A 21,852-nucleotide genomic window follows, 5' to 3' on the forward strand; every position below is an offset into this window, starting at 1 on the left:
AAGGTCTCGGGTCTCAGGTCAGGGTGCGGAAGAAGGAACGCAGCTCGTCGACGAGCAGCTCCGGCTGCTCCAGGGCGGGGAAGTGCCCGCCCTGCTCGTGGTCGGTCCAGCGCCGCAGATCGGTGAAGCGGTGCGCGCACCAGGCGCGCGGCATACGGGCGTCCTTGGGGAAGACGGAGCAGGCCGTGGGCACGTCGACGCGGCCGAGCGCCATCTTGTTGTGGCTCTCCCAGTAGATGCGTGCGGACGAGGCGCCGGTGCCGGCCAGCCAGGCGAGCGTCACGGCGTCCAGCAGCCGGTCGCGGGGGATGACCTTCTCGACGTCGCCGTCGTGGTCGCTCCATGCCCAGTACTTCTCGATCATCCAGGCCAGCTGGCCGACGGGCGAGTCGGAGAGCCCGTACCCGAGCGTCTGCGGACGGGTGGCCTGCAGGACGGAGTACGCGCCCTCGTGGGTCTGGAACTCCTTGAGCGCGGCCAGGCCGGCCAGATCCCGTTCGTCCAGCTCCACCTGTTCCTGCGGCGGCCGGGCGAAGGGCATCGCCAGGTGGATGCCCACCAGGTGCTCCGCGTCGCTCTCGCCCAGGATCCCGGTCAGGAAGGAGCCCCAGTCGGTGCCGTGCGCCGCGTACCGCTCGTATCCGAGCCGGTTCATCAGCTCCGCCCAGGCGGCCGCGGTGCGCTCCACCGTCCAGCCCGCCTCGTCCGGCTTGTCGCTGAAGCCGAAGCCCGGCAGCGACGGGCAGACGACGTGGAAGGCGTCCGCCGGATCCTCGGGGTCCGTCAACGGGCCTATGACGTCCAGGAATTCGATGACGGATCCGGGCCAGCCGTGGCTGAGCAGCAGCGGCTTCGCCTGCGGGTGGCGCGAACGCACGTGCAGGAAGTGGATGCCGAGACCGTCGATCTCGGTGCGGTACTGCGGCAGCGCGTTCAGCCGGGCCTCGGCCGCCCGCCAGTCATAGGTGCTCCGCCAGTACTCGGCGAGCTCCTGGAGGTAGGCCAGCGGCACACCCTGCGACCAGTCACCGACCGTCTCCTTGTCGGGCCACCGGGTCCGGGACAGCCGCTCGCCGAGGTCGGCGAGATCCGCGTCGGGGAACCCGACGCGGAAAGGCGTGAGTGCCGTGCTCATACGTCTTCCTCCTGGACTGCCGCCGGGGTGCTGTGCCATGGCACGCTACGGATGGCTGCTCGAGCACGGGTCGACCTCACCACGTGACCGGCAGCTCCCACAGCCCGTAGATCACTGCGCCCTCCTTACGGGGTATCTCCAGGAAGGGCTTGGCGAGCTGCAGCGTCGGAATGCGCTGGAACAGCTTGCTCCACACGATCTCCAGCTCCAGCCGGGCGAGGTCCGCGCCGATGCAGTGGTGCACGCCGTGCCCGAATCCCAGGTGCTTGCGGCTGCCGCGCGTGATGTCGAGCTTCTCCGGCTCGGGGAACACCTCGGGGTCCCGGTTCGCGGCGAGGCCGAGGCAGAGGATGCCGTCGCCCTTGCGGATGGTCGCGCCGCCGATCTCGATGTCCTCCAGGGCGACCCGCGGCACCGCGGTGTCGCCGATGGTCGCGAACCGCACCAGCTCCTCGACGGCCGGCTTGACCAGCGAGGGGTCGTTCAGCAGCAGGTGCAGCTGGTCGGGGTTCTCCAGCAGGCAGGCCGTGCCGAGCGAGATCTGGCTGGCCGTGGTCTCGTGGCCGCCGTTCATCAGGAGCCGGACCATGTTGAACAGGTCGCGGTCGGTGTACTCCTCGCCGGACGCCTCGTAGTCGGCCATCGCGCGGCTGAGCAGGTCCTCGCCCGGCTCGCGCTTCTTCAGCTGGATGAGGTCGCTGACGTACGCGTTCACCTCGACGATCGCGGCCTGGCGCTCCTCGGTGGAACTGTGCCCGCCGAGCAGCGCCGTGCCGTGCTTGATGAAGAACTCGTGCCGGTCCTGCGGAATCCCGAGCAGCTCGCAGATGACGGTCATCGGCACCGGCAGCGAGAACGCGTGGTGGAAGTCCACCCCGGGCTCCATCGCCAGCAGCTTGTCGAGGTGGTCGTCGACGATCTCCTCGATCCGGGGCCGGAGCCGGCGCACCTGGCGGCTGGTGAACGTCAGGGCCGCCTTGCGGCGGGTGTCGCTGTGCGCCTTGCCGTCGTAGCCGATGAAGGACGTCTCGGTGCGGTACTCCGGCGGGGCGATGAAGTAGAAGGGGAAGTTGTCGTGCCGGCGTGAGGCACTGACCCGGGGGTCGGTCAGCAGCTGCCGGATCGTCTCGTAGCCGGCGATCGTCCAGATGCGGAGGCCGGATCCGGACAGCGTGACCTGCGAGACGTCCTTCTCGACGATCTCCGCGTACTCCTTCGGAGGAGTGAAGGGGCACTGCCGTTTGTAGGGGAAGGTGCTGGTCTCCGCCTCCGCGGTGCCCGGCTCCGTAGCACTGGTTGTCACAGTGGATCCTTCCTCGTGGGGAATCGTTCCTCGTGAAGAACGTCGGGTTTCCGACGGCACAAAGTTCCCGGTGTACGGTGCCAGCGCCCGCTCGGGCACAGCTGGAGTCCGTGCGCCGCGGTACGAGCGCGGCCCGAGCACGGCCCGAGCCGGTTTCCGGACAGGCTTCCTAGCCTCCCGGGATGGGCATTGCAGCGAGAGAGGGCCGGTCCGCTGCGACCGGGCCCCTGAGCGGGCTGAGAGTGGTCGAACTGGCGGCGATCGGGCCGGCGCCCTTCGCCTGCATGGTGCTGGCCGACCTGGGCGCCGAAGTGATCCGGATCGACCGGGCCGACGGCCGCCGCTCCTTCGAACAGTGGCATCAGGTACTGGACCGCGGACGCCACCGCATCGCACTGGATCTGAAGAGCCCCGACGACATCGCCGAGCTCCTGAGCCTCCTGGAGAGCTCCGACATCCTGGTCGAGGGCTTCCGGCCGGGGGTGGCCGAGCGGCTCGGTATCGGCCCCGAGGTGTGCCTGGACCGCAACCCCGCCCTCGTCTACGCCCGGATGACGGGCTGGGGGCAGGAGGGGCCGCTCGCCAGGACCCCCGGACACGACATCAACTACCTGGCACTGAGCGGTGCGTTGTACGCGATCGGCGAAGCCGGCGGGCCGCCCGTCGTCCCGGTGAACTTCCTGGGGGACTTCGCGGGCGGCTCGATGTTCCTGGTCGCAGGGGTCCTCGCGGCCGTGTACGAGCGGCAGCGGACCGGCCGGGGGCAGGTCGTCGACGCGGCGATCGTGGACGGTGCCGGGGCGATGCTCGGCATGCTGGTCGGCATGGAGGCGGCCGGTCAGTGGCGGCACGAGCGCGGCGCGAACCTGCTGGACGGCGGAGCGCCGTTCTACACCACCTACGCGTGCGCCGACGGCGGCTACGTGGCCGTCGGCGCCCTGGAGGAACGCTTCTACGCCGCGCTGCTGCACGGCCTCCAACTGGCGGGCGCGGCCCTGCCCGACCGGGACGAGCCGCACAACTGGCCCGCTCTGCGCCGGGAGTTCGCGAGTCGCTTCATCACCGGGGACCGGGACCACTGGGCGCAGCTGTTCGACGGTACGGAGGCGTGTGTCACGCCGGTGCTGAGTGCCGCGGAGGCGGCCTCTCATCCGCACCACCTGGCCCGCGGAAGCGGCCCTGCCGCAGTGGCCCCGCGGTTCAGCCGCACTCCAGTGGAATTCCACTGACATCGGGCATCCTGCCGTCCGATGGTCCAAGGCTGTCCAGCCACCTGCGGAACCCCCCAAGGACTATCCCGGTCCCCCCAAGATCTGAGAGGTACACCATGGCTATTTCCTCCGAGCAGGCTCCGTCCACGGAGACGGAGGTGGCAAGGGACGAGACGGCTGCGGACAAGCGAACCGGTGCGGCGCCCGACCCGAAGCGCTGGATGGCCCTGCTGGTGCTGCTCGTCGCCGCCTTCATGGACATGCTGGACGGCACCATCGCGAACGTGGCGGCCCCGGCCATCCAGCAAGGCATCGGCGGCGGCTACTCCGTCATCCAGTGGGTGCTGGTGGGCTATCAGCTCAGCTTCGCGCTGCTGCTGATCCTCGGCGGCCGGCTGGGCGACATCTACGGCCGCAAGCGGATGTTCCTCCTCGGCGTCGTCGGCTTCACCGTGGCATCGCTGGGGGCCGGACTCGCCCAGGAGCCCTGGCAGCTGGTCGCGTCCCGCATGATCCAGGGTGCCTTCGCCGGCATCATGGTTCCGCAGATCCTCGCCATCATCCACGTCACCTTCTCCGCCAAGGAGCGGGCCGGCGCCTTCGCCATGTACGGCGGTGTGGCCGGTCTGGCCGCAGCGGTCGGCATGGGCGCGGGCGGACCGCTGGCCGAGTGGGACCTCTTCGGCCTCGGCTGGCGTCTGATCTTCCTCATCAACATCCCGGTCGGCATCCTCGGGCTGATCTACGCCCCGCGCGTGCTCCGTGAGTCCAAGGCACCGCACGCCCTGAAGCTCGACATCCGGGGCGTCGTCCTGGCCACCGCCGGTCTGCTCCTGCTGATCTTCCCGCTGCTCCAGGGCCGCGAACTGGGCTGGCCGCTGTGGGGCTTCGTGTCGATGGCCGCATCGGTGCCGGTGCTCGCCGCCTTCATCCTGTGGCAGAAGAGGAAGACCGTTCTGGACGGCTCACCGCTCGTGGAGCTGGCGCTGTTCCGTATCCGCAGCTTCTCCTCCGGGCTCGGCGTCAACCTGGCCTTCTACATCGGCATCGGCATGTTCAACATCGGCTGGACCGTCTACATGCAGGTCGGCCTCGGCTGGTCGCCGATGAGGGCGGGCCTCACCAGCCTCCCGTTCTGCCTCGGCGCCTTCCTCACCTCCTCGGCGGCCATGGTCGTCCTGGTGCCCAAGTTCGGCCGCAAGGTCCTGCAGGCGGGTGCGGTCGTCACCGTGATCGGCGCGCTGAGCTTCCTGTGGGCGGCCGGCGAGTACGGCAGCGGCATCAGCTCCTGGCAGCTCGTCGTGCCGATGCTCCTGGTCGGTCTCGGCTTCGGCCTGATCGCCGCGCCGCTGCCGCAGATCGTGATCTCCGAGGTGCCCCAGAAGGACGCCGGCTCCGCCTCCGGCATCGTCCACACCAACGCCCAGCTCGGCTTCGCCGTCGGCGGCGCCCTGGTCAGCGTCGTCTTCTTCGCCGGACTGGTGGGCAGCACCGGAACGGCGATCGACGACCAGTCCGCCGAACTGCGCAAGGAACTCGTCGCCTCCGCCCAGCTCACCCCGGGCGAGGCGGACACCACCGTCGCGGCCTACCGGACGTGCGCGGTCGACCGGGTCGAGGAGAAGGACCCGGCCGTCGTCCCCAAGAGCTGCGCCGTCCCCGCACTCCAGAACCAGCAGGCGGCTCCGGTCCTGGCCGGCTACGCCAAGGACGCCACCGGCACCTCCTTCGCCAGCAGCCTGCAGACCACCCTGTGGGTCTTCGGCGGAGTCGTCGTCCTCGCCTTCCTCCTGATGCTCGCGATCCCGCGGCAGATGCGGCTGGAAGCCCCCGAGGACGAGGAGGAGCCCGGCAGGGCCCCCGAGGCCGCCCCGGCTTCCTGACCCCGTATCACCCCGTAACACCCGCTCGCGGTGCGGCGGGAGCGGACGGCCCTTGCCGTCCGCTCCCGCCGCACCGTCGTGTGTGCACGGTCCATCACCGCTCCAGTCTTTCTCCGGCCCACCGCCGGACCGTGGGGGAAGTATCCGGACAGCGGCCGGCCATCGCCGGCGCACACAGGACAAGGGAGGGGCGATGGCCGAGCAGAGCTTCCAGCTCTACGACACGACCCTGCGCGACGGCACTCAGCAGGAAGGCATGGTGCTGACGGTCGAGGACAAGCTCGCCGTCGCACGCCGGCTCGACGACCTCGGGGTGGGCTTCATCGAGGGGGGCTGGCCGGGGGCCGTGCCGAAGGACACCGAGTTCTTCCGTCGTGCCCGCACCGAACTCGACCTGAAGAACGCCGTGCTCGCCGCCTTCGGCGCCACCCGCAGGCCCGGCGTACCCGCCTCCCTGGACCCGCAGGTACGGGCCCTGCTGGAGGCGGAGACCCCGGTCGTGACCCTGGTGGCCAAGAGCCACACAGGACATGTGCGCAACGCGTTGCGCACCACGCTCGCCGAGAACCTCGCCATGATCAGCGGGACGGTACGCCACCTCGTGCACGCCGGCCGACGGGTGTTCGTCGACGCCGAGCACTACTTCGACGGCTACCAGCTCAACCGCGAGTACGCGCTGGCCGTGGTCCGCGCCGCGGCTGAGGCGGGCGCCGAGACGGTCGTCCTCTGCGACACCAACGGCGGCTCGCTGCCCGACGAGGTGCGGTCCGTCGTCGCCGAGACACTCGCCCTGACCGGCGTGCAGCTCGGCATCCACTGCCACAACGACACCGGCTGCGCCGTCGCCAACACCATGGCGGCGGTGGACGCGGGAGCCGTCCAGGCACAGGGCACCGCGCACGGCTACGGCGAACGGTGCGGCAACGCCGACCTGTTCACCGTCATCGCGAACCTCGTACTCAAGCGGGGCCGCGAGGTCATTCCGCTGGAGAACCTGCGGGAACTGGCCGCGACCGGCCGGGCGGTCACCGAGCTGACCCAGGTGGCCGGCGACGTGGCCGCCCCGTACATCGGCGGCTCGGCCTTCACCCACAAGGCCGGACTGCACGCCTCCGCGCTGCGGGTCGACCCCGACCTCTACCAGCACACCACCCCTGAGCTGGTCGGCAACACCATGCGCACCCTCGTCTCCGACATGGGCGGACGCTCGTCGATCGAACTCAAGGCGCGCGAACTCGGGTACGACGTGGAAGCGGGCTCCGACGCGGTGGCCCGCGCCGCGACCCGGGTGAAGGACCTGGAGAACAGCGGCTACAGCTTCGAGTCCGCCGACGCCTCGTTCGAGCTGCTGCTGCGCGAGGAACTCGCCGGTGGCCCCGGGCCCCGCCCCTTCGAGGTGGAGTCCTGGTCCGTCGGGGTGTTCGGGGTGCTGAGCGGCGAGGTCCGCACCGAGGCCACCGTACGACTGCTGGTCCAGGGCCGCAGCGTCACCGCGACCGGGCACGGCAACGGCCCGGTCAACGCCCTGGACACCGCGCTGCACACGGCCCTGGACCCCTGCTTCCCGGCCCTCGCCCGACTCGAACTGGTGGACTACCGGGTGCGGGTGCTCAGCGGGGAGACCGGCAGCGGTGCCGCCGCCCGGGTGCTCATCTCCTACCGGGACGGGGAACGCCGCTGGGGCACCGTCGGCGTGGACGGCAACACGACGGCGGCCAGCTGGCAGGCGCTGCTGGACGCCGTCCACTACGTCCTGCTCGACGGACCGCCCGGCCTGGTCCACGACACCGCGCCCCTGGCCGCCGCCGCAACGGGCTGAGAGGCCGCCCCGACCTTCCTTGGAGTGACAGTGCGTCTGGAAGACGTCTACATACGGGGGACCTCCACACGGCTTCCCTCCCGCATCCCGATGGCCGACGCCGTCGCCTCCGGGGCGTGCCCGCCCCGGGTGGCAGCGGCCACCGGTATGGAATCGGTGGCGTACTCGCCCCACGAGTCGGCGGCGGAGATGGCCGCGGCCGCCGCCCGGACCGCCCTGGAACGGGCCGGCACCCACGGCGGCGACGTCGATCTGCTGCTGCACGCGGACACCTACCACCAGGGCCAGGACCTGTGGCCCGTCGCCTCCTACATCCAGCGCGAGGCACTCGGCAACACCTGCCAGGCCATCGAGATCCGGCAGATGTCCAACGGCGGGCTCGCCGCACTCGATCTGGCCACCGCCTACCTCACCGCGGGCCACGGGCACAGCGACGCGCTGCTCACCACCGCCGACCGGTTCTGCGCCCCCGGTATCGACCGCTGGAACACCGACCCCGGCACCCCCTACGCCGACGGTGCCACCTCACTCGTGCTCTCCCGGCGCGGCGGCTTCGCCCGGCTGGTCTCGCTCGCGATGTACGCGGACCCCGAGCTGGAGCCGCTGCACCGCGGTGACGACCCCTTCACCACAGCACCGTTCGGCCACCGCATGCCCGTGGACTTCGAGGCCGCCAAACGGTCCTTCGTCGGCCGCGCGGGGATCTCGTACGCCATCACCCGGGCGCACAACGGCCAGCAGACGGTCATCAAGCAGGCGCTCGCCGACGCGGGCAGCGAACTCTCCGAAGCCGACTGGGTGGTACTGCCGCACTTCGGGAAGCGCCGCCTGACCTCCATCTACTACAAGCCGTTCGGCATCGATCCCGCCCGCACCACCTGGGACTTCAGCCGCACGGTCGGACACCTCGGCGCCGGTGACCAGTTCGCCGGCCTGGACCATCTGATGGTCTCCGGCCGGGCGGCTCCCGGCGACCGGTGCGTCCTGGTCAGCGTCGGCGCCGGATACAGCTGGGGCTGCGCCGTCCTGGACATCCTCGAACGCCCCGACTGGGCCGCCGCGTAGGCGGGTCCACCGGTTCTCCAGTTTCGCTTGAGCACTTCATGTCAGCCTTGTGATCCGCCTTGCTGCGGACTGTCGAAGGGAAGGTCTGCCGTGGCGCCGACCGCTACGTCCGAAACCGAAGCACTCCATGTCACGGAGCACTCCATCACCGTGGCGGCAGCACCTGAAGCCGTCTACGCACTGGTGGCCGATGTCGCCGAGTGGCCGCAGGTGTTCGGCCCCACCGTGCACGTCGAAGTGCTGGAGGAGGCTCCCGCCGGCGGCGGCGAGCAGCTCCTGCGCATCTGGGCCGTCGCCGGTGACAAGGTCCGCACCTGGACCTCGCGCCGGGTCCTGGACCCGGCAGCCCGCACCATCACCTTCCGCCAGGTCGTCACGGCCGCACCCGTCGCCTCGATGGGCGGCGAGTGGCGCGTCCAGGAGCTCGAGGACGGCACCACCCGCGTCACGCTGCTGCACGACTACCGGGCCGTCGACGGCGACCCGGCCGCGGAGGAGCTCATCGAGAGTGCCGTCGACGGCAACAGCCGCGCCGAGCTCCTCGCCCTGAAGAACACCGCCGAGCAGGGCGACGCGCGCGAGGAACTCCACTTCACCTTCAGCGACTCCGAGACCGTGTTCGGGGCGGCCGGCGACGTGTTCGCCTTCCTGGACCGCGCCGACCTGTGGCCCGAACGGCTCCCGCACGTGGCACGCCTCGACCTCACCGAGGACGAGGCGGGCATCCAGCACATGGACATGGACACCCGCAGCCCGGACGGCTCCACGCACAACACCACCTCGGTCCGGGTCTGCTTCGAGGACCGCGACGTCATCGTCTACAAGCAGCTCCGGGTACCGGTCGCGATGGCCGGGCACACGGGCCGCTGGGTGATCGAGTCCCTGGGGGACGGTACGGTCAGGGCCACCTCGTGGCACACCGTGACCCTGGACCCCGCGGGCGTACGCACCGCGCTCGGCCCGCAGGCCACCCTTGCCGAGGCACGCGCACTGGTGCGCAAGGCACTCGGTACGAACAGCTCCACCACCTTGCGTCACGCCAAGCAGTTCGCGGAGGAAGCGCGTGCACAGTCGTAGTCAGGACACACCCGTCACCGTGGTCAACCGGTTCGAGGTGAAGGGCGACACCGAGCGGTTCGAGCGCGAGTTCAGGGATCACTCCCAGTACCTGCGCAGACGCCAGGACTTCGACTTCCTGGTGACCGTCCAGCTCGTCGAGCGCCCCGAGGTGTTCGTCAACCTCGGACACTGGCGGACCATGCGGGGCTTCCTGAACACCGTCCACGACGACACCTTCCAGGCCCACGTCAGACAGCTCGGCCCGATGGTCGACACCGAGGTGGACCAGGCCGTCAGCGTGGCGCGGGTACTGAAGGAGGACGCCGTGGTCGGGGCGGAGAACGTCGTCCTGACCCGGGCCCGGATCTTCCGGGACCCGGCGCTCTTCGAGCGGTGCTTCGCCGAGTCGGGCGAGCACTTCGGCCGGCTCGGCGGTTTCGGCGGCAGCGATCTGCTGCGCTCCACCCTCCGCCCCGACGTGTACACGGGCATCCAGTGGTGGCGCGACACCGACGACTGCGAACGTGCCCTGGCCGACGGCGGATACGCCGCCCTGACCCAGCAGATGCGGGAGAGCGCGGACGTCGTCGTGGAACGCACCCGCCACGTCGCGTACGAACGCGTCCTGGGCTGACACCCCGTACCGCCTCCACCCGCGCCGGAGCCGAGGGCCACCAGGTCCTCGGCTCCGGCGCGTCCCGGGCGCGAGCCCGCTTCGAGCAGGTGGGAGCAGGCTGTCGTCATGGCGAATCCGATGCGCATCACCGTGCTCCGTGGCCGGCCCGACGAGGCCGAACTGGCGGCCGTGACCGCCGTACTGCTCGCCCTGGTCCGCCGCTCGGGCGAACCGGACGAGGAGACCAGGGCGGCCTACGCCGGATGGACCGTCAAGCGTGGCGGCTACCGGCCCCCGGTCACCTGGACCGCGCCGTGATGCGGAATTCGCCGTACATCCACGGGCGAGGTCGAGGACCCCTCAAGGGACCACCCCTACCTTGCCCACAGCAGAGCCAGCCGTGGCCCGTCCCCGGGGGCGGCACCACGACATGGGAGGGGGAGGCGTGAGAGGTCACCGGACCTTTACGGAACACATCCAAGCCCAGGCCGCCGAGACGCCGGACCGGGAGGCGCTGATCCTCCTCACCGAGCGCGACGGCAGCCTGTGGCCGCAGACGATCGCGTACGCGGAACTCGACCGCTCGGCCCGCACCCTGGCGACCGCACTGCGCCGTCATGTGGAACCGGGGGAGCGGGTACTGATCGCGCACCGCTCACGCGCCCTGTTCGTCACCGGCTTCCTGGCCTGCCTGTACGCGGGAGCCGTCGCCGTACCCGTCGCCCCGCCCGGCGGCCGCGGCCACCACGACGACCGCATCGCCGGGATCGTCAAGGAGTCGGCCGCCGTCTGCGTACTCACCTCCACCGACGAGGCCGCGGAGGTCTCCCAGCTGCTCGCCCGCACCGGACACGGCGACGTCGTCTGCCTCCTGGCCGACGGCCCCGCCGCCACCCACGCCCCCGAGCCCTGGCAGCCCTTCGTGCCCGGACCGGACACGGTCGCCTACCTCCAGTACACCTCCGGATCCACCCGCGACCCGCGCGGCGTGATCGTCACGCACCGCAGTCTGCTCGCCAACCAGCGGGCCATCCAGGAGGCGCTCGGCACCCGCCCCGGCATCCGGATGGGCGGCTGGCTGCCGCTCCACCACGACATGGGACTCGTCGGCCAGCTCCTGCACGCCCTGTGGCTCGGCGGCACCGCTGTGCTCATGTCGCCGGCCGCGTTCGTCAAGCGGCCCGCGAACTGGCTGGAGGCCGTCTCGCGGTACGGGCTGACGGTCAGCGGAGCCCCGGACTTCGCGTACGAGCTGTGCGTGCGCAGGATCAACGACTCGCAGCTGGCGGGCCTCGACCTGTCCCGCTGGGAGGTCGCCGTCAACGGTGGCGAGCCCATCGACCCCGCCACCCTGACGGAGTTCGCCGAGCGCTTCGCCCCGGCCGGACTGCGCCCGGGTGCACTGGCGCCCTGCTACGGCCTGGCCGAGGCGACCCTCCTCGTCTCCGGCACCCGCACCGCCCCGGCCGCCGCCGCCCGCACTGTCGACGCGGCCGCGCTGGAGGCCGGCCGGCTCACCGCTCCCACCGGGCCCGGCCGCACCCTCGCGCACTGCGGCCCCGCCGCGTCCGCCGAGCTGCGCATCGTCGACCCGGAGACCTGCCGCGAGCTGCCGGACGGCCGGATCGGGGAGATCTGGGTCCGCGGCGAGAGTGTGGGACCCGGCTACTGGGCCCGGCCCGCGGAGACCGCCGCGGCCTTCGACTGCCGCATCGACGGCGGTGGCGGCGGCTATCTCCGCACCGGCGACCTCGGCGCCCTGCACGACGGTCTGCTGCACGTCACCGGCCGGCTCAAGGACATGATCGTCGTCGCCGGGCGCAATCTCTATCCGCAGGACCTGGAACGCACGGTGCAGCAGGTCAGTGGCCTCTTCGGGGCAGCCACCGCCTTCGCGGTGCCCGGTGCCCGCGAACGCATCGTCATCGTCCAGGAGCTGCGGGCCCGGAGCCGGTACGACATAGACCTCGGGGCCCTGGCCGCCGCCGTCCAGCAGCGTCTCAGCGAGGAGTACGAGGTCCGTACCGCCGGAGTGCTGCTCGTACGGCCCGGTACGGTACGCCGGACGACGAGCGGCAAGGTGGAGCGGGCGGCCATGCGCCGGCTGTTCCTGCGCGGAGAGCTCACCCCGCTGCACCAGCGGATCGAGCCCGAGGTCGAGCTGCTGCTGGCAGCGGGGAGGCAGCGATGACCACGGCAGAGGAGCGGATCGACACCCTGGAGCGGGCGTTCGGCCCCCTCGACGATCCCGCGAACCCGCTCGGCACGGCCGCCCTGCTCGCCGCCGACGCGGCGGGCGAGGTGCTGCCCGAGGCCGAACAGGTGCTGGACGCGTTCGACCTCAACGCCGAGTTCGTGCCCGCCGACGTGGGCGGCCGCCTTGAGCGGATGGACATGCTCGGGCGGATCCTCCGCCCGGTCTTCCGCCGGGACGCGTCCCTCGGCTTCGGCTACGGGCTCAACTGCTTCTTCGCCACCACCCCGGTGTGGACCGCGGGCGACCTCGGACAGCGCAGCCACGCCGCCCGGCTTCTCCTCGGCGGCCGGCGCGTCGCCGTGGCCCGGCACGAGGTCGCACACGGCAACGACTTCGTACGTGACGAGTTCACCGCGCGCACCGTCCCCGGCGGTCTGGTCCTCGACGGCAGCAAGTCCGCCATCGCCAACGCCTCACGCGCCACCGGCCTCGTCATCTTCGCCCGCACGGAGGGCGCCGCCCGCGGGCGCAGCCACACGGTGCTGCTGCTCGACCGCGACGAGCTGCCCGCCGACCGGGTCGAGGACCTGGCCCGCCGCACCACCACGGGCATGCGCAGCACGGAGTTCGGCGGACTGCGGATCACCGACTGCCCCGTGCCCGGGAGCGCCGTGCTCGGCGCGGTCGGCGACGGCTACGAACTGTCGCTGCGCTCCTCGCTGCTCATCCGGGGGCTGATCCCGTCCATCGTGCTGGCGGGCGCCGACACCGCGTTGCGCACCGTCGCCCGGTTCGCCAACCGGACCCGGGCGGACGGCCGTTCGTCCCTGGACGTGCAGCATGTGCGCGATGTGCTCACCGGCGGATTCCTCGACCTGCTGGTCATCGACTGCCTCGCCCTGGTCGCGACCAGGGCGCTGCACCTGCTGCCCCGGCAGATGAGTGCCTACGCGGCGGCCGCCGCCTATCTGGCGCCCAAGCTCGTGGCCGAGAGCATGGACGAGATGTCGTCGGTGCTGGGTGAGGAAACGTTCGCCCAGGACGGTGCGTACGGGATGTTCCAGAAGCAGCGCCGCGATCTGCCGGTCACCTCGCTCGGCCACGCCGGCAGCGCCGGCCGGCAGGTCAGCATCCTGCCCCAGCTCCCGTACTTCGCACGGCACGCCTGGTTCGCGGATCCGGAACCGCCCCCCGGCCTGTTCCGCCCGCACGAGCCGCTGCCCCCGCTGGACCTGTCCCAGCCGGTCCTGCTCGGCGACGGCGACCCGCTCGCCGCGACCCTGGTCGCCTGCACGGACCTGCTCGAAGCGGCAGGAGGGCAGGGCGAGGAGGAGGAGGGCGGCCCCACGCTGCGCTTCCTGGCCAGGGCACTCACGGGGGAGCTCGTCGAGCTCAAGAAGGCGTTCGAGAAAGTGCAGCAGGGCGACCGGGACGCGCTCTCCAGCCCCTACAGCTTCGGCCTCGCGGACCGCTACACCCTGGTGCTCGCCGGGGCGGCCGCGCTCGGGGTGTGGCGCGAACAACGGCATGCGCCCGCCGATCGTGTCGACTCCTTCCTGGCCTCCCCCGCCTGGGCCACCGCGGTGCTGTACCGGCTGGTCAGACGGCTCGGGCTGCCGCTGCCCGACCGGCCGGCCGACTGCGAGCGCCTGACGCTCGACGAGGTCATGGCCCGGCTGCACAACCGACGCAGCTACGACCTCTACAGCTCACCGCTCGCCTGAACACCCCCGGCAGCCACCCCCGTACCCCCGACCGCCCCGGGCGCCCCCCGCCCCAGAGCCCGACAGGGAGCAGACACATGCAGGACCAACCGCCCCGTGCGCAGGACGACTTCGCCGTGGCCCACCGCGAGTGGCTGAGCGAACGGGTCGCGCACTACATCGGCCGCCCGGTCCAGGACAATGTTCCGCTGGCCGAGGAGGGCCTCGACTCGGTGGCCGCGCTCAGCCTCTACGGCGACATCGAGGAGGAGTTCGGCTCGCTCATCGAGCCCGACGACATCTGGGCCTACCCCACCGTCCGCCAGCTCGCCGACTTCCTCGCGATGCGGGACGTGAACCAGGGCGGCAGCCAGATCCGCGCCGCGTTCGTCTTCACCGGACAGGGATCCCAGCACCCGGGGATGACCTCCGGGCTCTACCTGAACTCCACCGGCTACCGCGCCTTCCTCGACGAGGCCGACGCCGCGATCACGCCGTGGACCAAGCAGTCCGTCGTGAAGCTGATCCTCGCCGACGACCCGGCCGTCCACCGCACCGCGCTGACCCAGCCCGCCCTGTTCGCCGTCGAGTACGCCCTGGCCAGGACCCTGGAGGAGGCCGGGGTGCGCCCGGTCGCCGTACTCGGCCACGGCATCGGGGAGTTCGCGGCCGCCACCGTCGCCGGGGCGCTCACCCTGGCCGACGCCGCGAAGCTCGTGTCGATGCGCGGTGCCTTCATGCAGTACCTGCCGCCGGGCGGCGGCATGATGGCCATCGGCATCACACCGTACGAGGCCGCCGAGCTCGTCGCCGCCGAACCCGCCGTGGGCATCAGCGCCATCAACGCGGCGAAGGCGATCGTCCTGTCCGGAGACCGTGCCGCCCTGGAGCGCATCGAGGTCCGGCTCGGGGAGCGCGGCATCCGCTGCCGCCACCTGGCCGTGTCGCACGCCTTCCACTCCCCGCTGATGGCCCCCGTCGTCCCCAAGTTCGAGGCGATCGTGCGACGGATGCCCGGCGGAGCCGCCCGGGTGCCGTTCTACTCGACGGTGTACGGCCGGCTGGCCACCGAGCCGCTCTACGCCCCGTACTGGACCGAACAGATCACCGCACCCGTCCGGTTCGCCGACGCCGCTCGCAGCCTGCTGGCCCAGCAGGCACCCACGCATGTCGTCGAGATCGGACCCCAGGCCGTGCTCACGCCGTTCCTGCGCCGGATGGGCGGCGGGCCGCGCGGTCCCGTCTGCCTGCCCGTGTGCCAGGGGCCGGCGAGTGACGCCGTGGACCTGGCAGGGGTGATCTCCGCCCTCGACGCCGGGCCGCTGGCCGCAGCCCTCTCCGGAGCCTGAGGTGAGGGAACGGGTGGGACGCCCGTTGCTCGCCGAAGGCCCCGGCGGCCCCTGGGGCGACATCCACGGGGAACTGTCCCGTACGGGCAGCGTCGTGATGTACGCGACGATGCCCGCCTGGCTTCCGCGGGGAGACACCGAGGCCGAGCTGCGCCGGCAGCTGGGACGGGACTGGCGCCGCTACGAGAGCCTCTCCCAGCCCCGGATGCGCGAGAGGTTCGTCGCCTCCCGGCTGTTCCTGCGGCATGCCGCGGCGGCGGTCCTGCGCACCGGCCCCGACCTGGTGGACCTGGCGTACCAGCCGGGCGGGCGTCCGTACGTGCGCGGCTGCGACCAGATCGACGTCAGCCTCAGCCACACCGAGGAGATGATGGTCGTCGGCATCACCCGCAGGGGGCGCATCGGCGTCGACGTGGAGCGCGCCGACCGGCGGCTCGCGCACACCGGTTCCGAGCGCCAGGCGTGCACTCCGTACGAGAAGGAGCGGCTGGACGCCGGCGGGGACGGGGCGCGCAACGACACCATGGTGCGGCTGTGGACGCTCAAGGAGGCGTACAGCAAGGCACTGGGCCAGGGACTGCGTTTCCGCTTCACCGAGTTCGGCTTCGCTCTGGACGGTGACCGGGGCGGGGGCGGCGACGGTACCCGGCTGGTCAGGCCGGACGGCTCGCCCGTTCCCGGCTCGGAGTGGCAGTTCGGTACGTTCCGGGCAGGGGCGGGCTATGTCGTGAGCGTGGCGGTCTGTGACACCGGGTTCGGTGAGCTGGCTGACCTGTCGGTCGGCACCACCCTGGATGACGGCATGCTCGACACGCTGCTGGGCGCACCCGGTGCGGTCCGCGGTCCTGCGCGGGCGCGGTCAGGGGAGCCAGCCGGCTTCCTCGGCGATCCGGATGGCGTCGATGCGGTTGCGCGCGCCGAGCTTGCCGACGATGGCCGTGAGGTAGTTGCGGACCGTGCCCTTGGACAGGTACAGACAGCCGGCGATCTCGGCGGCGTCGGCGCCGCGGGTGGCGAGCCGTAGGACCTCGAGCTCCCTCGGGGACAGCGGGTTCTCCGGGGAGTCCCAGGCGGTCAGCGCGAGCTGGGGGTCCACGACCCGGCGTCCGGTCGCCACCGACCGTACGGCGAGCGCGAGCTGGTCCGGCGGCGAGTCCTTGAGCAGGAAGCCCGAGACATGGGCGGACAGGGCGCGCCGCAGGGTGCCGGGACGTCCGAGGCTCGTGAGGATCAGGGTGCGGCAGCTGGGCAGCTGTTCATGGAGCTCGGCCGCCGCCGTCAGACCGTCGATGCCGGGGAGATCGATGTCGATCACCGCCACGTCCGGTTTGGACGCGAGCGCCGTCGCGACGATCGTGTCGCCGCGGTCCACCGCGGCGACCACATGAAGGTCCGGCTCCAGCTGGAGCAGCGCCACCAGCGCGCCACGGATCATGTGAACATCCTCGGCGAGGAGGATTCTCACGGACAGCATCGTTACCCCCGGTCAGATGATGTGAAGTCAGGCTACGGCGGATCTCTCAGGGGCCGCGGGTTCGAGCACCAGCAGTTCGTTCTCGTGGTTCTGGGGCCTGATCGGTGCCCAGACCTCGAGATGGAACCGTCCGTCGCCCTGAAGTCCCGCGGTCAGCCCGCCGCCGATGGCGGCGAACCGGCACCTCAGATTGTCCAGCCCGCTTCCGCCGCCGGCCCGCGCGGAGAAGACGTCGGCCTGTTCGTGCGGGTGGTCGTTGGTCAGGCCGAGACGGACCGTTTCTTCGTCCAGCTCCGCCTTGATGGTGCAGACCCGCACCCCGCTGTGCCGCAGAATGTTGGTGACTCCTTCGCGCAGGGCCGTGGCGAGCACGGTATCGACGACCGGATGAAGCCGTCCGCACTCCACCGTGACATCCGCCCTGATGTCCGCGGCGGCGAGCACGGTCCCCGCCGATTCCGCCTCCTCGGACAGCGACATGTCGCGGTACCCACTGGACACCAGCCTTACGTCGGCCAGGGCCTGCCGTGCCACGCGCAGCACCGAGGCGGTCTCCTCACGTGCCTTGTCCGGGCGGCTGCTGATCAGCCGCTGGATCAGTTCCCCCTTGAGCGTGATGGCGGAGAGGCTGTAGCCGAGCAGGTCGTGCAGATCCCGGGCGAACCTCAGCCTTTCCTGCGTCACGGCCATCCTGGCCAGTTCCTCCCGGGTGGCGTGCACCTCGTGCACGAGGTCGGTGAGACGGGTCAGGCCGTAGATGACGAGACCGGTGAGAATGCCGGCGATCGTGAAGTACAGCACCAGGTCGATGGTCGCCCCGGCCATCAGGTTGTACACCGGGATGAAGGCGATCAGCAGCCCGTAGACGGGCCAGGCCCAGCGCGCCGGGAGCGTGAGCAGTATCGAGGCGGCGAGCGGCCCCTCCATGCTGCCCCAGTTGGTGCCGAACCAGACGAGCGGCGCGAAGGTGAGCACAGCCTGCACGCCGAGAACAAGCGCTTTCCAGCCGGTGGGCCAACGCCGGGCCTGCGGGGAGGAGACGGCCAACTGCACGCCGAACACCGCAAGAACCAGTCCGATACAGATGACGAGTTGTGTTGTTTCGGGTCGGGTCCGCACCACATTGAGCACCGTCATGGTGCCGTAACAAACAAGAGCCACCACGATAATCGCGCGGGCCAGCCGTGGGGCCGGTGCCTGCGACCGGGGTGAGAACGGAACGACGTTCCTCGTCGGCATCGCCGCCTCCTCGCCAAGGACCAACAGTGGCGGACGCATGCTATGTCTTCCGGTTGTCCGTGAGCTAGCGGATCCGGTCGGCAGCCGGATTCAGACGAACAGCGGTACGGGGTTGATTTGTTCGTATGGGACCGGGCGTTCAAGTAGTCCGAGTTTCACAGGTATGTCGAAGAGGCGGCCCGGGGCGAATCGGGCCCAGAAGTGACGCATCCCCGGAATGATCACCTTCACTACGGGAAGTCCCACGTCGGGCCGGGTTTGGTCGAGAATGAGCATCTCCATTCCGTGACTCCGTACGAGTGTTTCGGCCAACTCGATGTCCTCGCGCAGATCCCCTCGCGGGGTGAAGGAGTAGCACTCGGGAGTGCGTGGGGTTTCGGCTGGATCTGCGCTGAGGTATGGCTGATTTTCCACCGTCGCACCCCGCCACCAGGAGGAGAGATCCCGGTCCGCGGAAAGGAGTTCGGCGGAGTTCTCCTCCGGAGGCAGTAGTTGGGCCATCTCCGTCACCGCTCTGCGCAGTGCCAGCCGGGGATCGAAATGAGCCCCGAAGCCGAAGGAAATTCCCTCGGCCGTCCGATCGGTGCGCCGGGACAGCGCGGCCATCACGGGGATGCCGAAATCCGCGGTGAGATCGATAACCCAGATGTCCCGGTGCAGCCGCGCATATGCCTGCCGGGTCCTGGCCAGCCACGGCTCGTCGAACGCGTCGAGGTCCACTGCGGGCTGCCGGGTGCGGTTGTACCACCACAGGGCGACCGCGTCCCGCTCCACCACCTCCAGGAAGCCCTGGACGACGGCGTCCTCCGGACTGCTGCCCGCCGCGTTGCCGTTGGAGTCGGCCCACGGAGCGGCCGGTACGCCATCCGGTCCGGGGCCGAAGTAGAGCATGGAGGTGGGCAGCAGCCGCTGGGTGCCGGAGGTGAGGGACCAGACCGGGGTCCAGTCGACAGGTGCCTGCGAGTCGAACGGTGGCGGGACCTGCTGGAAGCGGGAGTGCCGGGCGTTCCACCGGTCCCGCTCCCGGAACTGCCGGCCGGCGAACAGCTGGCAGGAGTTGGGATGCAGGGCCGCGTCCCCGAGCCCGGTCAGGGTGTCCCGCACGGTGGGCTCATCACCCTGCCGGGTGCCGCAGTAACGTTCCAGCGCCTCGCACAGGGCGCCCACCTCGGCCTCCTGAGGCGTCGTTCCCTTGCCGCCGCTCTGCCCCCGCAGCCCGCCGCGCAGCCCCGCCAGTGAACGGCTGTCGCCCAGAGCCATGTTGCGCCCGGCGACGTACCGGTTCAGGCCCTCCGGCGAGCCGGGAGCCGGGCGGAGTCCGGAGACGATGCCGGTGACCGGATCGGCCAGGTGCCGGTAGCGGGCGAGCACCGTTTCCGCGCTCTGCGCCCGGTGGTTGCCCCCCACCGTGTGCACCTTCGGACTGGACACCGGCACGAAGGGTCTTCGCACCCGCTCGGGGACGAGCTCCGGATCCCCGCACGTCGAGCACTGCGGGCGGCGGGCCACCGGATGCCGGCTGGTGTGCAGGGTGCGGGTGTCCAGCGTGCACACCGCCTGCTGGCCCTCGTACCTCATGCCGGCCACCCACTTCGTGGCCTCCAGCACCGCCGTGTGCAGCCCGAGCGCCCGCACGGTGGCGAACGACGCCTCCGGGACCTGGACCGTACCCGCGAGCCCGAGGGCGTGCAGAACCGGTGCCCGGGAGGCCCGGTGGCCGCGCAGACGGTGCGCCAGACACTCCCAGCAGGCACCCTGCTCCGACCCGAACACCGGGCCCACCCAGGTCTCCGCGCCGCTCGGCTTGGCCAGCAGCCAGGCCCGGCCCGACTCCCGGTGCCGGGCGTCGACCTCGGCCAGCCGGGGATCCAGGTAGTCGTCGCACAGGACGAGCGAGAGTGCTGCCGGCGCCCCCTCGTCCGGTCCGGTCACCCGCAGCCCGGCGGCCAGGCACTCGGCCCTGGCCGCCCCGGGGTCGGCCCGTCCGAGGGCCACCAGCTCCACCGCTGTCGTACGGAACGATGCGGAGGCGCTGGGGCCGTCGATGCCTGCGAACTCCCAGTACGCCTCCGTGCAGGCGTCCGTGGCCGGGTCGTGATAGCCGATCAGATCGGCCCGTGCGAGCTCCGCGATCATGCGGGCCGCGGTGGCGGGCGACAGCGTCGGCGCCGCGTCCCGCAGCACCCCGGCCAAGGTCCTGGTGCCGTCCAGCAGGGCCGCGAGCTCCTGAACCTCACGCCCCTGCAAGGCTGTTGTCCCCTGCTCCGACAGCAGGTAGACGGCATCCCCCTCGATCGCCTCCACCCGCAGATGCCTCTTGAACCCCACGGGCAGTTCGGTGCCCGTCCCCCCGGTCATGGTCATGCAAGCGCCGCCCCGGCCTCTTCCCCGGGCAGGGGCGCCATACCGCTGTAGCACCCGTAGAGCGTGGCGGTGCCCGGCCGGTCGAGGTGGTCGATCACCAGGTCCCGCCCCGAGGCGCCGGGCGTGCTGTTCTTGAACGCGTCGCCGACCAGGTCCCCGACCATGTCCCCGTAGACCGGCTCCATCGCCGGGAGGCCGAACTCCGCGAGTACGGAGACCGGGTCGCTCGTGTAGCGCAGTGCCAGCTCGGGCTCGAGGCCGGCCCGTGCCGTCAGCAGGGCGAGGCGGTGATCGGACGAGAGCGGCTGGGTGGCCGTGCCGGCCGGGGCGTTGTGCGCGGAGACGTGCATGGTGATGTTCATGGAGTTCCCCCTCCAGGGTCCGTGATACGAGACCGCGTTTCCGTCGTTCACTCGTTTCCCGAGTGCCAGGATTCTGCGTCCCGCCGCGCCGCACAGCACAGTGCGAGGCTCACCACCGGGGCATGACATTTTCATGTGCGCCCTCGTGACCACCTCACTGGGACTCGAACGTCGCAGGTGTCAGGCTCGGCCCAGACTCCACAAGCTCATGACGGCCCACCACCGGGCCGGCCGCACAGCGCACGAAAGGGAGGGCGCAATCATGGAGATCAAAGTCCTGGGACCGCTGACAGCCCGTGAGAACGGGGTGTCCGTCGTGCCCACCGCGGCCAAGCCGCGCCAGATCCTGTCCCTGCTGGCCCTGCAGTCCGACCACGTCGTGACCGTGGCGACGCTGATGGAGGAGATCTGGGGCGAGGACATCCCGCGCAGCGCGGCCACCACCCTGCAGACCTACATCCTCCAGCTCCGCCGCAAGATCGCGGCAGCGCTCGACGGGGACCCGTCCCGCCAGGCCAAGGACGTCCTGATCACCCAGCACGGCGGCTACCTGCTCCAGGTGCAGCCGGGCCAGGTGGACGCCCACGAGTTCAGCCAGCTCACCGCATCCGGGCGGGCGGCGCACGAGGCGGGCGACCACTACGCCGCCTCCGACCTGCTGGGCCGTGCCCTCAAGATGTGGCAGGGTTCCGCACTCGTCGACGTACGCATCGGCACCGTGCTCGAACTCGAGGTGCTCCGCATGGAGGAGGACCGGATGGCCGCCCTGGAGCGGCGCATCGACGCCGACCTCATAATCGGCCGGCACACGGAGATCGTGCCCGAACTGCGGGTCCTGGTCGCCAGGCACCCGATGCACGAGAACTTCTGCGCCCAGTTGATGACCGCACTGCACCGCTCGGGCGGCGCCTGGCGGGCACTCGAGGCCTACCAGCGGCTGCGCGTCACGCTGGTCGACGAGCTCGGACTGGAGCCCTCGGCCCGGCTGCAACGCCTCCACCAGGCTGTTCTGTCCGCGGACCCCGCTCTCGACCTCCCGGTCCCGGCCTCCGGTTGACCTCCTGGCGCGAGCA

General features: G+C 71.1%; 17 protein-coding genes and 1 pseudogene. 12 read left to right on the forward strand and 6 right to left on the reverse strand.

Annotated features, from left to right (window positions below; translation table 11 throughout):
* Nucleotides 1–13: 13 nt before the first annotated feature.
* Both ABZS61_RS32935 and ABZS61_RS32940 read right to left on the reverse strand, forming a co-directional pair.
* Complete coding sequence (locus tag ABZS61_RS32935) at nucleotides 14–1,135, reverse strand: epoxide hydrolase family protein (protein ID WP_356429583.1); 1,122 nt, start codon at nucleotides 1,133–1,135, stop codon at nucleotides 14–16.
* 76 nt (nucleotides 1,136–1,211) lie between these two features.
* Nucleotides 1,212–2,438: a cytochrome P450 gene (locus ABZS61_RS32940; RefSeq protein WP_356429585.1), complete on the reverse strand. Its 1,227-nt coding sequence runs from the start codon at nucleotides 2,436–2,438 to the stop codon at nucleotides 1,212–1,214.
* A 182-nt stretch (nucleotides 2,439–2,620) separates the two neighbouring features.
* Between ABZS61_RS32940 and ABZS61_RS32945 the strand changes: the two genes are divergently transcribed.
* The 11 genes and pseudogenes from ABZS61_RS32945 to ABZS61_RS32995 form a co-directional block, all read left to right on the forward strand.
* On the forward strand, nucleotides 2,621–3,667 hold the full coding sequence (locus tag ABZS61_RS32945) for a CaiB/BaiF CoA-transferase family protein (protein ID WP_356429588.1): 1,047 nt from the start codon (nucleotides 2,621–2,623) through the stop codon (nucleotides 3,665–3,667).
* A 98-nt stretch (nucleotides 3,668–3,765) separates the two neighbouring features.
* Nucleotides 3,766–5,532: an MFS transporter gene (locus ABZS61_RS32950; protein ID WP_356429589.1), complete on the forward strand. Its 1,767-nt coding sequence runs from the start codon at nucleotides 3,766–3,768 to the stop codon at nucleotides 5,530–5,532.
* A 193-nt stretch (nucleotides 5,533–5,725) separates the two neighbouring features.
* Complete coding sequence (gene cimA / locus ABZS61_RS32955) at nucleotides 5,726–7,351, forward strand: citramalate synthase (protein ID WP_356429592.1); 1,626 nt, start codon at nucleotides 5,726–5,728, stop codon at nucleotides 7,349–7,351.
* A gap of 30 nt (nucleotides 7,352–7,381) precedes the next feature.
* Entirely contained in the window at nucleotides 7,382–8,416 is a 1,035-nt protein-coding gene (locus ABZS61_RS32960) for a ketoacyl-ACP synthase III family protein (RefSeq protein WP_356429635.1), read from the forward strand.
* Nucleotides 8,417–8,506: 90 nt separating this feature from the next.
* The gene (locus tag ABZS61_RS32965; RefSeq protein WP_356429594.1) at nucleotides 8,507–9,493 is read left to right on the forward strand and encodes an aromatase/cyclase; all 987 of its coding nucleotides are present in this window, start codon (nucleotides 8,507–8,509) and stop codon (nucleotides 9,491–9,493) included.
* The gene (locus ABZS61_RS32970) at nucleotides 9,480–10,109 is read left to right on the forward strand and encodes a hypothetical protein (protein ID WP_356429596.1); all 630 of its coding nucleotides are present in this window, start codon (nucleotides 9,480–9,482) and stop codon (nucleotides 10,107–10,109) included. The genes ABZS61_RS32965 and ABZS61_RS32970 overlap by 14 nt, the downstream gene beginning before the upstream one ends.
* Nucleotides 10,110–10,217: 108 nt before the next feature.
* A complete protein-coding gene (locus ABZS61_RS32975; RefSeq protein WP_356429599.1) occupies nucleotides 10,218–10,409 on the forward strand; it encodes an acyl-CoA carboxylase subunit epsilon in 192 nt (63 codons plus the stop codon).
* 127 nt (nucleotides 10,410–10,536) lie between these two features.
* The gene (locus tag ABZS61_RS32980) at nucleotides 10,537–12,282 is read left to right on the forward strand and encodes a fatty acyl-AMP ligase (protein WP_356429601.1); all 1,746 of its coding nucleotides are present in this window, start codon (nucleotides 10,537–10,539) and stop codon (nucleotides 12,280–12,282) included.
* Nucleotides 12,279–14,012, forward strand: coding sequence for an acyl-CoA dehydrogenase (locus ABZS61_RS32985; protein ID WP_356429603.1), 1,734 nt, complete (start codon nucleotides 12,279–12,281; stop codon nucleotides 14,010–14,012). The genes ABZS61_RS32980 and ABZS61_RS32985 overlap by 4 nt, the downstream gene beginning before the upstream one ends.
* 77 nt (nucleotides 14,013–14,089) lie before the next feature.
* Nucleotides 14,090–15,340, forward strand: coding sequence for an acyltransferase domain-containing protein (locus tag ABZS61_RS32990; RefSeq protein ID WP_356429606.1), 1,251 nt, complete (start codon nucleotides 14,090–14,092; stop codon nucleotides 15,338–15,340).
* A 370-nt stretch (nucleotides 15,341–15,710) separates the two neighbouring features.
* Nucleotides 15,711–15,956: pseudogene (locus ABZS61_RS32995) on the forward strand (4'-phosphopantetheinyl transferase superfamily protein); the annotation flags it as partial.
* Nucleotides 15,957–16,199: 243 nt separating this feature from the next.
* On the opposite strand, the gene ABZS61_RS33000 reads toward ABZS61_RS32995, so the two are convergent.
* The 4 genes from ABZS61_RS33000 to ABZS61_RS33015 form a co-directional block, all read right to left on the reverse strand.
* Nucleotides 16,200–16,814: a response regulator transcription factor gene (locus tag ABZS61_RS33000; RefSeq protein ID WP_329207379.1), complete on the reverse strand. Its 615-nt coding sequence runs from the start codon at nucleotides 16,812–16,814 to the stop codon at nucleotides 16,200–16,202.
* 27 nt (nucleotides 16,815–16,841) lie between these two features.
* Nucleotides 16,842–18,053 (reverse strand): histidine kinase, encoded by a 1,212-nt coding sequence (locus ABZS61_RS33005; protein WP_356429610.1) that lies wholly within the window; start codon nucleotides 18,051–18,053, stop codon nucleotides 16,842–16,844.
* 90 nt (nucleotides 18,054–18,143) lie between these two features.
* Entirely contained in the window at nucleotides 18,144–20,417 is a 2,274-nt protein-coding gene (locus tag ABZS61_RS33010) for a TOMM precursor leader peptide-binding protein (RefSeq protein WP_356429613.1), read from the reverse strand.
* Nucleotides 20,414–20,779, reverse strand: a complete 366-nt coding sequence (locus tag ABZS61_RS33015) for a hypothetical protein (protein WP_356429616.1) — start codon at nucleotides 20,777–20,779, stop codon at nucleotides 20,414–20,416. Before ABZS61_RS33015 ends, ABZS61_RS33010 begins: the two co-directional genes overlap by 4 nt.
* Before the next feature lie 262 nt (nucleotides 20,780–21,041).
* On the opposite strand from ABZS61_RS33015, the gene ABZS61_RS33020 reads away from it, so the two are divergent.
* The gene (locus ABZS61_RS33020) at nucleotides 21,042–21,836 is read left to right on the forward strand and encodes an AfsR/SARP family transcriptional regulator (protein WP_356429619.1); all 795 of its coding nucleotides are present in this window, start codon (nucleotides 21,042–21,044) and stop codon (nucleotides 21,834–21,836) included.
* Nucleotides 21,837–21,852 lie beyond the last annotated feature (16 nt).

The sequence above is a fragment of the Streptomyces sp. NPDC005566 genome (genome assembly GCF_040605575.1).
Classification (GTDB): domain Bacteria; phylum Actinomycetota; class Actinomycetes; order Streptomycetales; family Streptomycetaceae; genus Streptomyces.

What these genes read in the sequence shown, in the direction of transcription:
- ABZS61_RS32935 (WP_356429583.1), bottom strand. Translation starts at nt 1,135, where the DNA reads ATGAGCACGGCACTCACGCCTTTCCGCGTCGGGTTCCCCGACGCGGAT.
- ABZS61_RS32945 (WP_356429588.1), top strand. Translation starts at nt 2,621, where the DNA reads ATGGGCATTGCAGCGAGAGAGGGCCGGTCCGCTGCGACCGGGCCCCTG.
- ABZS61_RS32950 (WP_356429589.1), top strand. Translation starts at nt 3,766, where the DNA reads ATGGCTATTTCCTCCGAGCAGGCTCCGTCCACGGAGACGGAGGTGGCA.
- cimA (WP_356429592.1), top strand. Translation starts at nt 5,726, where the DNA reads ATGGCCGAGCAGAGCTTCCAGCTCTACGACACGACCCTGCGCGACGGC.
- ABZS61_RS32975 (WP_356429599.1), top strand. Translation starts at nt 10,218, where the DNA reads ATGGCGAATCCGATGCGCATCACCGTGCTCCGTGGCCGGCCCGACGAG.
- ABZS61_RS32985 (WP_356429603.1), top strand. Translation starts at nt 12,279, where the DNA reads ATGACCACGGCAGAGGAGCGGATCGACACCCTGGAGCGGGCGTTCGGC.
- ABZS61_RS32990 (WP_356429606.1), top strand. Translation starts at nt 14,090, where the DNA reads ATGCAGGACCAACCGCCCCGTGCGCAGGACGACTTCGCCGTGGCCCAC.
- ABZS61_RS33000 (WP_329207379.1), bottom strand. Translation starts at nt 16,814, where the DNA reads ATGCTGTCCGTGAGAATCCTCCTCGCCGAGGATGTTCACATGATCCGT.
- ABZS61_RS33005 (WP_356429610.1), bottom strand. Translation starts at nt 18,053, where the DNA reads ATGCCGACGAGGAACGTCGTTCCGTTCTCACCCCGGTCGCAGGCACCG.
- ABZS61_RS33010 (WP_356429613.1), bottom strand. Translation starts at nt 20,417, where the DNA reads ATGACCATGACCGGGGGGACGGGCACCGAACTGCCCGTGGGGTTCAAG.
- ABZS61_RS33015 (WP_356429616.1), bottom strand. Translation starts at nt 20,779, where the DNA reads ATGAACATCACCATGCACGTCTCCGCGCACAACGCCCCGGCCGGCACG.
- ABZS61_RS33020 (WP_356429619.1), top strand. Translation starts at nt 21,042, where the DNA reads ATGGAGATCAAAGTCCTGGGACCGCTGACAGCCCGTGAGAACGGGGTG.